The following is an 8,363-nucleotide window of genomic DNA, read 5'->3' on the forward strand; positions in this document are numbered from 1 at the left end:
GCTCGCCCGCTCGATCGGCAACGAGGCGCCGAAGATCAACGCCGGGCTGACCGACGCCGTGCACAACACCGCGCCGCTCGCGGCGCTGCGCACCACGATCGAGCACGCAACGATCATCATCGGCGGGCTGCAGCGCGGCCGGGCCAGGCTGGGAGGTTAGCCATGCACGCGCTCGCGATGTCAGCATTGGCGATGTCAGGCACCGAGCACACCCTGTGGGTGTGGGCCCTCATCGTCGGCCTGATCGTCCTGGTCGCGGTCGCGGCCCTGCTCAGCCTGCTCATCTACCTCGTGCAGGTCATCGACCGCCGGGTGGTGACGGTCCGCGACACGCTCAAGGCGGCCAAGGCGAACACCGCCGACACCGTGCTGATCCCCCAGGTCGCCACCGGCGTGGACGCGGTCCTCGCCGAGGGCCTGCAGCACCATCTGTTCCTCGGCCGGGTGCTCGGAAAGGTGAAGTCCTGATGACCTTGCTAGTCGTCCTGACCGTGATCGAGATCGTCGTGCTGATCGCGGCGCTGGCGTTCTACCTGTTCTGGGTCGGCACCCTGCTCGCCCGCATCGCGACCAACCTGGAGGAGTGCGCGGAGATCGTCCGCGGCATCGTGGCCGACGCCGCGCTCATCGGCCCTGGCGTCGAGCACATCAACGAGACCGGCGGCGTCGTCGCCGGCGCGCTGCCGCTGCTGTACGGGATGGCCGAGGAGATCGTCACCGACGTCACCCCGCGGCCCGGGCAGCCGGCCGAGCCCGAGCCCGCCAGGCCCGCCTCCGGTACCCGCCGCTCCCGGCTGCTGCACGCCGTCGGCTTCTCACCCGACTTATCCCGAACGAGCCGTGCCGCTCCGGAGTCGGAAGGGTTCCCGACCTTGCCACCTTGCCCCTTTGAGGGGGTCGGGAACCAGGGGAAACGTAACGCAGCCGCGCGTTCCCGCTGCTAGCGGAAACATTCCCAATCCAGCCGGGCCGCTGGCGCAACTGGCCCAATCCAGCCGGGCCGCTGGCGCAACTGGCCCAATGTCTCGGCGGTCTGAATAGCCGTGACGAGCCGCCAGGCGCACGAGACGCCGGTGAGGACGGCCTCGACGCCGCCTGCCGGGGACGGGGCGCCGACCCGCTGCCACGCACGGCCGCCCCTGCCAGGACTGCCAGCCGGCGAGCGCGGTTCCGCTCACCACCAGCCGCGTTCCAGTGCGCGGTCGGCCCCCCGCGTCCGGTCGAGTCCGTTGACCCATGGTCAATGCCGGTTTCCGGGAGGTCTCATGCTTGCTGAATGGTACGTCGCCATGGCCGACATGCCCGGTGGCCGAGAACTCGGAGACGGCCACTGAGCTGACGTACCAGCAGCCCTCTATCTTGCAGTACCCGCTGGCTGGCAGCTCCACGGACATGGGTGATGACGGTCCGCGACACCGCTCCCCAGCCACAGCGGCCGCATCGGCCCGGTCGGCCCCGGGCTGGCCGCTGCGCTCCAGCCCGGGGGCGACGATCGACGTAGCCTGACGCTGCGTGGTGGCAGGCTCACTGCTAGCCTCTGGTATGAGGGTCCCCGCGAGGGGAGGCGGCTGATGGAGATGGAGACAGGGCCGGGAGGCCGGGGTGCGGCGGCCGGGTGGCTGCGAGCATCCGATGCTGACCGCGAGCGAGTGGTCGCACTGCTTCAGGCAGCGTTCGTGGAGGGCCTGCTGACACGGGACGAGTTCGGGGACCGGGTTGGCGGCGCGCTCACGGCGCTCACCTATGCGGACCTGGCCACGCTAACTGCCGACATCCCCGCCGGGGCGGCGCCCATGCCGCAGCGCGCGGCCAGGGCCGCGGCTGCCAGGAGCCGGCCCCGTCCCGGCCGCCGGGCGGTGGCCGGTGGCTGCACGCTCGTCACGGGGGCGGTCATGATGACGGACGCCGCGCTGACCGGCAGCGGGGCGGGTCCCACAGCGAACCTGTTCTACCTGCTGTTCATCCTGGCCTTCCTGGTCGCGTTCGTCTCCTGGCTTTGCGCGGTCTCCGCGCACCGCGGCGACGCGACAGCCGGACATCCGCCGCACAGGCAACCGCCAGGCGCTATCGGCGAGGCCGCGCCGAGGCAGGCGGCTACCCCGGCAAGGCAGTCCGTTCAGGACGGCCAGGCAGGGCAGGCCGGGCAGGCCGGGCACGGCACGGCCCAGGACACGCCGGGCTATCCTGCGCGGATGACTGTCCTGTCGCGACGGCGAGCCGCCTGGCACGGGGCCTGGATCGGGGCGACATGGCTGTGACAGCGCCATACGAACGCCGTTCCGGTGGCCGTGGCCAGCAGGAAGTCGGCTTCTCGCCCGACTTATCCCGAACGGACAGTGCCGCCTCCCCCGGAGCAGCGACCGCGCCCCGAGCAGCCGACCGAGCCGTGCCACTCCCCAGCCACAATTCCCGCAACCCACTCACCGGGTTTAGCCTAGCCGCGGCCGGCGCGGCCCTGGCTAGGGCGCGAGCAGTTGCACCACCTGGTTGTTACTGTTCATGCCGGCGCCGCCCAGGCCGGTTCCGATCACGCTCGGGCAGCCCGCGGCCGCGCCGTTGACACCGGGGTAAGGATCTGACTCGTAGGACAACTGCTTGCCAGTGGCGGCGCTGAGAGTGGCCAGCTGGTTGTTGGCTGCGACCAGAACCTGCGAAGAGGTCAGGTCGCACACGGCGCCGCCCCCGATGTTCACCGTCCACTGCGTCCGTCCCGTCCCGGGATCGAGCGCGAGCAGTTCGGTCGCCGAGCCGGCCTCGTTCCTGGTGCGCGCGATCAAGATCGCCGAGTCGTTGACCCCCACGATGATGTCCGTGCTGTACAGCGGCACCGGGTCGTTCCACAACTGGTGCAGCGACGGCAGCGCGTAGCCGCGCTCGGCGGAGTTACCGTTCTCGTCGGAGTACACGGTGGCGAGGTAGCCGCCGTCCGGCGTGGCCACGGCGTCGAGCCCGCTGCCTTCTCCCAGATCCCCGGTGTAGCCTGTCACGGCGAAGTTGTCCGGCGCGGCGTCGTTGGCGATGGGGACCTCACCGTCAAGCTCCAGGCTGGCGCCCCTCGGCCCCCCTGGTCCTGCCGCGGTGCCAAGCTGCGGCCAGCTGCCCGGGACCGTCACGGTCAGGCTCGCGTAGTCGCCGTCTACGTCGCTTCCGCTGCCGGTGACGACGTCGTTGCCGAGGACGCCCGCCAAGTCCGAGCGCGGGTAGAGCTTGCCTGTCGTCAGGTCGATCGCGTCGAGGTAGGCGTTCGGGCCCCCGCTTGACGGCAGTTCGAGGACGCCCCACTGCCCGTTGAGGGTGGACATGAAGGCGTAGAGCTCACCTGTGCCGCCTGGCGGGCAGGAAATCTGCTCGGCCTGATTCTTCACGATGCTGGCGGTCCAGACGGACGCGCCCGTCGCGGCGTTCCACGCGGTCATCGTCTCCGAGTAAGACGCCGGCTTGATCCCTTGTGCAGGGGTCGTCGATATCAGCACGGTGACGATCAGCCGACCTGCCTTGTTCACGATGTCAGCCGCTCCGCAATCGCCGCTAAACGACCCGGCGTGCAGCGTCGCCAGCAGGTTCCCGCCGATGTCGTACGTCTGCAGGGAGGACACGTCGGTGTTGGAATTCAGGTCAAACAAGTCGTGGACCGCCGTGAACCCGCTGCCCAGCGGGTTCGAGATCACGTTCGTCTGCCCTATCTCGTTGATCGTCGCCAGGGTGGTCCCGGCGGCAGGAGCGGTCGCCAAGCCTGGTGCGGCGGGCGATCCTCCTGACCCCTCGGGGACCGGTGACCCTGGCCCGGACCCTGACGGCGCGGACGGCGCGGTGGCGGCAGACGAGCCGGCCACGGCCGGCGCCGTAGACGAACCGGCGCACCCCGCCAGAACCCCCGTCACGAGGACCGCGAGGACCGATGGCACGGCAGTCCGGCACTTGATCGTGACGCGCCAGGGACACCTGAATGGCGGCACCATGAAAACGCTCCCCACCTCAGAGCCGAAAGCCGTTTCGGCTGTGCGACAGTATGGCCGTCGGCACAGCCCCGGTGAGCGTGTTTCGTGAATTGTCATACGCGGCGAGTTCCGCGTAGGCGCCGTGCACGTCGTCCGCGGTCAGCGTGGTCAGGTCAGCCGCCGTCGCGGACTCGCCAAGCCGGACCACGCGTACGTCCCGGTGTGCAACCCTATAGTCAGCATTCTGACCAATGAGATCTATACTCGTGACTATAACGATCGCTGCCACGCCCGTTCCCTTGCCGGAGGCCAAGGCCCGGCTGTCCGAGTTTGCCCGGCGGGTGCGCCGGCAGCATGAGCGGATCACCCTGACCCGCAACGGCGAGCCTGCTGTCGGTCGATGACCTTGAGGGCATGGAGATGACCCTGGAGATCCTCGCTGACGCCGACGCGGTGGCGCGGATCGGGGAGAGCCTTGCGGCGCTCGGCCGCGGCGAGCCCGGCGCGGACCTGGCGACGGTACGCCAGGACCTGGCCCGGCGCCGCGCCGGCGGCGCGTGACCGGCCAGCCGGGGCAGCGGTACGACATCCGGTTCCAGCCCGCGGCCAGGCGGGCGATCGCTTCCCGGCTCCCGGAAGCCGTCACGGCGGCTGTGATCGAATTCTGCGACAGCGCGCCGGCGGAGAACCCGTACCGTGTCGGCAAGCCGCTGACCGGCCCCCTGTCGGGGTGCCATGGCGCCCGTCGCGGCACCTACCGCCCCGTCTACCGGATCGGCGAGAACACCCGCACCGTCCACGTCCTCGACATCGAGCACCGTTCGGAGATCTACAGCCCGCATCTGTAGCCGACCACGAGTTGGCACTCGCAGCGGTGTAGAAGCGGGAGTCAACGCGCGTTCTGTTGCCCGCGAGATGCTGCGCGAGAAGGTGCGGATGGCAAAGCGGATAGCCGAACAGCGACCGGCATGTCTTGTAAAGATTCTGGCCATCGGTGAAAACCAAGACTCTAGCTCTCGGGTCTGTCACGAGCGCGGTGAGCGCTGGATCAGGCATCTGACCATTACATCTGGCGGGACCGACAAAAAGCCCCGGTCATCCGCAAGGAAGCCGGGGCCGGTAAAGCGAATCTCAGTATGGCGCATCGGCGCATCGTCCGGCTATTCGGCGGATAGTTTTGGCTAGACTGGCGAGTCGACCGGGAGGCCTGCCGTCCTGGCGGCGTCCAGCAGGCGCTTGTCGTAGGTCACGAACGAGGTCAGGGTGCTGCGGGTGTGCAGCGCCGTCCCGAGGTGGATCGCGTCCAGGCTGCGCACCGTGGCCGGGCGGACCGTCTGGGCCAGGATCCGTATGGGCAAATCCAGGCTAACGAGGTCGACCTGATCCAGCAGGGCGGGCAGCCGCGAGATGGCCTCGGGTGCGTACCGGGCCAGCGCACGAAAGGACTCGATCTCGGTCAGTACCGAGCTAATCCAGCCTGTCTCTGCCCGCTCATCCAGCCAGGTGCGCAGCGCTGGCGTTTCCGGCTCGGCATGGACGAGCTTGACGACGGCGGGTGAGTCAAGGTAGATCATCAGCGCTCGCCGGCGCGGTCACGGGCTAGTTCCTCTGCCACGTTCACGCCGTCTGGCTGCCCTAGGTCCATGCGCAGCATGTCCCGGCGCATCCGGGCCGCGCGTTCGCGCCGGCTGGCCGTCTCGAGCACGGCTTGCCGGATCGCGGCAGACCGGGAGATGCCCTCGCTGGTGAGCACGTCAAGCGCGTGCTCGGTCTCCTCGTCGGTGCGGAAGGTGATCGTATCAGCCATATTTTGAACTGTAAGACAATTCGTCTTACAATTCAACCAGATCTTCCAGCAGAGCGCTTCCCGCGGGCGCGGGTAGTCGGCGCGGCGAGCCTTACGCTCACCACACCGGCCGGATGAGCGTCAGAGCCGGGTCTATCGCGGCGATACCGGCTGGGTCGGTCGATGCCAGCCCGGCTGAACTATGGTGGCCCTGACCGCTGCCCGAAGCTCGACAGGTCGATCTCGACCGGGAAGGGAACCGCCGCCTTGACCACTCCGGTGAATACCTCACCGTCCCGGTACTGCCCGCTCGCAGAATCGAGCAGATAGGTATATACCACCGGGATGCCTGTCACGGTCCACTCCACACGCCAGTACAAGGGGATGCCCGCGCGTGCGTACTGGTCGCGCTTCACGACCCGGTCGGTGGTCTCCGAGCCTGGTGAGGCGGTCTCCGCCACTAGCAGGACGTGCTCAGGGCGGGTAGGCGTCATGTCGATGGTGTCGGCCCGGTACACGACGACGTCCGGACGGCGGTTATTCAGCGGCACGTCCTAGCCGGACATCGAAGTCGATGTCAGCGTTCCAGTCCGGTCCGGTCGAGGCGCATCGCGGTGAGCAGCCCGACGACGCTGAGATCGACAGCGGGACCCCACAAGCTATGAAATCCACGCGCTGATGCCGAGGTCCAGGCACATTATGTGGAATCTAATTTGTCTGAATTTGGTCCGGCAGGCCTGGCCGTACGGAACCGTACGCTTCCGTACGGTCCAGGTGCTACCGTGGAGTTATGACTACGATCAGGGCTGAGGAGGTACGGATTCCCCGGCATGCGCGCGAGGCGGTTGCCCGTCACGAGCGGGTGGTCGTCGTGAATCACGAACGGCCGACTTTCGTCATCATGCATCCGGACGACACGGCAGCCGACTCGCCGGCCACGCGGCGCGGACGGCCGTTGCGCGAGGCACTCGGGATGCTCGCCGACGCGGCCCTGCCGGATCCCGGTTTCGCTGACGACATGGAGGCCGTGCTCGCCGACGTCGGGCCGGCTCCGGATGACCCGTGGGCACGCTCCTAGACACCACTGTCTTCATCGACCTTGAACGCGCTGTCCGGAGACTGCCGCCGGGAAGCGCGCTGGCCGGGGTGAGCAGGCGCCTGGAAGAGCAGCTGGGGCCTGATGAGGAGGTCGGGATCGCTGCCATCACGGCTTCTGAGCTGCTGCACGGCGTGCACCGCGCCACTGCGGAGTACCGGGTCCGCCGTGAGGCCTTCGTCGAGGCGGTCCTGGCCGCGTTTCCCCCGCTGCCGTTCGGCCTGCTCGCCGCTCGCGCGCATGCCCGGATCTGGGCCGGGCTTGCCGCTGCCGGGCAGGACGTCGGGGCGCACGACAGGCTCGTGGCGGCGACCGCCATTACCGCCGGATGGCGTGTCGGGACGGCCAACCTCCGGCATTTTGACCGTATCCTCGGCCTTGACATCCTGACCTTGACCTTCGCCGGCTGACAGCCGTGCGCTGGCGGCAGCGGAGGATCGCCTCGCAGGCGGTTCCCTGCCACTCATCGTCAGCGGCCAGAATTGAACGTTCCGCGCGCTCTTCCGCCGTGGTGTGTGATGCCGATGATGAGCAGCATGGTTGCTGCTGCCGAGGCACCGATCTGGCGCGCGGTGGGTCCGGCGGGGGTCGGCACGTTGTCAATGACAGGCACGTTGGCCTCAATCGGTCAGGCATCTCGCCCGCGACCTGCTGACCCTGCTGTGCGAGTACACCCTGCACCTGGATGCTTTCGACCAGGTGCTGGCCGCGCTGACACGTACTTGCCCGCCTGCACCAGGCAGGAGGCTGTGCTCGAACACGTACAGCGCCGTCGCCCTGGCCTCGTCAGCGACGAACGAGCGGAACGCGGGCGGCATGGCGGTATCCCACTTGGCGCGTGCCTCCCAGAACCTCGCGAACCACCCGCCCGCCGCCGGGAACGCCAGATCACAGGCCCGCGCGAACGCCTCATCCGGCGCCAGCAGACCGGACTCCACCCGCGACACTGGCTGCTGCCTGTAGCTGGTCGCGGTAGGCGTACAGCTCGGCTTCGAGAGGGTCGGAGATCTCCTCAGGGTCTTCGAGGAGCACGTCTATGCCGGCACTTCCGGGGTCATTCCGCCCGGGCAAACCCGGCATACGGGACATTCCCGCAGGCAGGTAGGCTAACCGCCATGATCAGGGAGCGCGCCGCGCGGAGTTTCGCGGCTCGTATCGCGGACCCCCTCCTAGGCACGCCAGGGAGAGGCCACGGCGGGCGAGTAGATCCCAGCAGTGCGAACCTACCGGGATCTTCTTCGCACCTGGTAACCCGTCATGTCGGCCGGACGAGCGTCAGTGCCGGGTCGATCGCGGCGATATCGGCTGGGTCGCTGGTGACGACGGGATGCCTCCGGTCACTCGCGCAGATGGCCACGCTCACATCTACCACGTCCGTTGAACGAGTGGACGCACACCTGGCACCGATGCGCAGGGCAAGCTTGGCATCAAGGGCAATAATCGACGTCACCTGAAGCTGCAGCAGCTTCGCGATCCTCACCTGCCGGGCACCGCCTCGCCATGCCTGGGCGACGACTCCCGCCGGTATCGCCAACTCGGCGCC

15 protein-coding genes are annotated in these 8,363 nt (G+C 68.5%); 8 read left to right on the plus strand and 7 right to left on the minus strand.

All coding sequences use genetic code 11. The annotated features are described in order from the left end of the window. Positions 1-162 precede the first annotated feature (162 nt). The 3 genes from Q1N79_RS29920 to Q1N79_RS29930 all read left to right on the plus strand — a co-directional run bounded on the left by Q1N79_RS29920 (position 163) and on the right by Q1N79_RS29930 (position 2,258). The gene (locus tag Q1N79_RS29920; protein ID WP_300614475.1) at positions 163-468 is read left to right on the plus strand and encodes a hypothetical protein; all 306 of its coding nucleotides are present in this window, start codon (positions 163-165) and stop codon (positions 466-468) included. Continuing rightward, entirely contained in the window at positions 468-944 is a 477-nt protein-coding gene (locus tag Q1N79_RS29925) for a hypothetical protein (protein WP_300614476.1), read from the plus strand. The genes Q1N79_RS29920 and Q1N79_RS29925 overlap by 1 nt, the downstream gene beginning before the upstream one ends. Positions 945-1,571: 627 nt before the next feature. Continuing rightward, a complete protein-coding gene (locus tag Q1N79_RS29930) occupies positions 1,572-2,258 on the plus strand; it encodes a DUF1707 domain-containing protein (RefSeq protein WP_300614477.1) in 687 nt (228 codons plus the stop codon). 201 nt (positions 2,259-2,459) lie between these two features. Here the strand turns inward: Q1N79_RS29930 and Q1N79_RS29935 are convergent, their stop codons facing one another. Further along, on the minus strand, positions 2,460-3,731 hold the full coding sequence (locus Q1N79_RS29935) for a PQQ-binding-like beta-propeller repeat protein (RefSeq protein ID WP_300614478.1): 1,272 nt from the start codon (positions 3,729-3,731) through the stop codon (positions 2,460-2,462). 244 nt (positions 3,732-3,975) lie between these two features. Continuing rightward, on the minus strand, positions 3,976-4,146 hold the full coding sequence (locus Q1N79_RS29940; protein ID WP_300614479.1) for a hypothetical protein: 171 nt from the start codon (positions 4,144-4,146) through the stop codon (positions 3,976-3,978). A gap of 43 nt (positions 4,147-4,189) precedes the next feature. Between Q1N79_RS29940 and Q1N79_RS30905 the strand changes: the two genes are divergently transcribed. Genes Q1N79_RS30905 through Q1N79_RS29950 form a run of 3 tightly spaced genes read left to right on the plus strand, consistent with a single transcriptional unit; the run spans position 4,190 to position 4,786 of the window. Beyond that, positions 4,190-4,342 (plus strand): type II toxin-antitoxin system prevent-host-death family antitoxin, encoded by a 153-nt coding sequence (locus tag Q1N79_RS30905; RefSeq protein ID WP_367185160.1) that lies wholly within the window; start codon positions 4,190-4,192, stop codon positions 4,340-4,342. A 10-nt stretch (positions 4,343-4,352) separates the two neighbouring features. Beyond that, positions 4,353-4,499, plus strand: coding sequence for a hypothetical protein (locus tag Q1N79_RS29945; protein WP_300614481.1), 147 nt, complete (start codon positions 4,353-4,355; stop codon positions 4,497-4,499). Next, the gene (locus Q1N79_RS29950; RefSeq protein WP_300614482.1) at positions 4,496-4,786 is read left to right on the plus strand and encodes a type II toxin-antitoxin system RelE/ParE family toxin; all 291 of its coding nucleotides are present in this window, start codon (positions 4,496-4,498) and stop codon (positions 4,784-4,786) included. Before Q1N79_RS29945 ends, Q1N79_RS29950 begins: the two co-directional genes overlap by 4 nt. A gap of 333 nt (positions 4,787-5,119) precedes the next feature. Here the strand turns inward: Q1N79_RS29950 and Q1N79_RS29955 are convergent, their stop codons facing one another. From Q1N79_RS29955 to Q1N79_RS29965, 3 genes are all read right to left on the minus strand, one after another. Continuing rightward, complete coding sequence (locus tag Q1N79_RS29955) at positions 5,120-5,512, minus strand: type II toxin-antitoxin system VapC family toxin (protein WP_300614483.1); 393 nt, start codon at positions 5,510-5,512, stop codon at positions 5,120-5,122. Further along, the gene (locus Q1N79_RS29960) at positions 5,512-5,745 is read right to left on the minus strand and encodes a hypothetical protein (RefSeq protein WP_300614484.1); all 234 of its coding nucleotides are present in this window, start codon (positions 5,743-5,745) and stop codon (positions 5,512-5,514) included. The genes Q1N79_RS29955 and Q1N79_RS29960 overlap by 1 nt, the downstream gene beginning before the upstream one ends. Before the next feature lie 179 nt (positions 5,746-5,924). Beyond that, positions 5,925-6,275, minus strand: a complete 351-nt coding sequence (locus Q1N79_RS29965; protein WP_300614485.1) for a Uma2 family endonuclease — start codon at positions 6,273-6,275, stop codon at positions 5,925-5,927. Positions 6,276-6,514: 239 nt separating this feature from the next. On the opposite strand from Q1N79_RS29965, the gene Q1N79_RS29970 reads away from it, so the two are divergent. Further along, on the plus strand, positions 6,515-6,802 hold the full coding sequence (locus tag Q1N79_RS29970; RefSeq protein WP_300614487.1) for a hypothetical protein: 288 nt from the start codon (positions 6,515-6,517) through the stop codon (positions 6,800-6,802). Next, positions 6,787-7,230 carry a PIN domain-containing protein gene (locus Q1N79_RS29975; protein WP_300614489.1) on the plus strand — a complete coding sequence of 148 codons (444 nt, stop codon included), beginning with the start codon at positions 6,787-6,789 and terminating at the stop codon, positions 7,228-7,230. Before Q1N79_RS29970 ends, Q1N79_RS29975 begins: the two co-directional genes overlap by 16 nt. Before the next feature lie 210 nt (positions 7,231-7,440). Here the strand turns inward: Q1N79_RS29975 and Q1N79_RS29980 are convergent, their stop codons facing one another. Then, positions 7,441-7,767, minus strand: coding sequence for a hypothetical protein (locus tag Q1N79_RS29980; protein WP_300614490.1), 327 nt, complete (start codon positions 7,765-7,767; stop codon positions 7,441-7,443). Between the two features lie 308 nt (positions 7,768-8,075). Further along, positions 8,076-8,363, minus strand: a 288-nt coding sequence (locus tag Q1N79_RS29985; protein WP_300614492.1) for a hypothetical protein, incomplete at its 5' end; no start/stop codon positions are given.

Source organism: Trebonia sp., from assembly GCF_030042015.1.
Lineage (GTDB): Bacteria > Actinomycetota > Actinomycetes > Streptosporangiales > Streptosporangiaceae > Trebonia.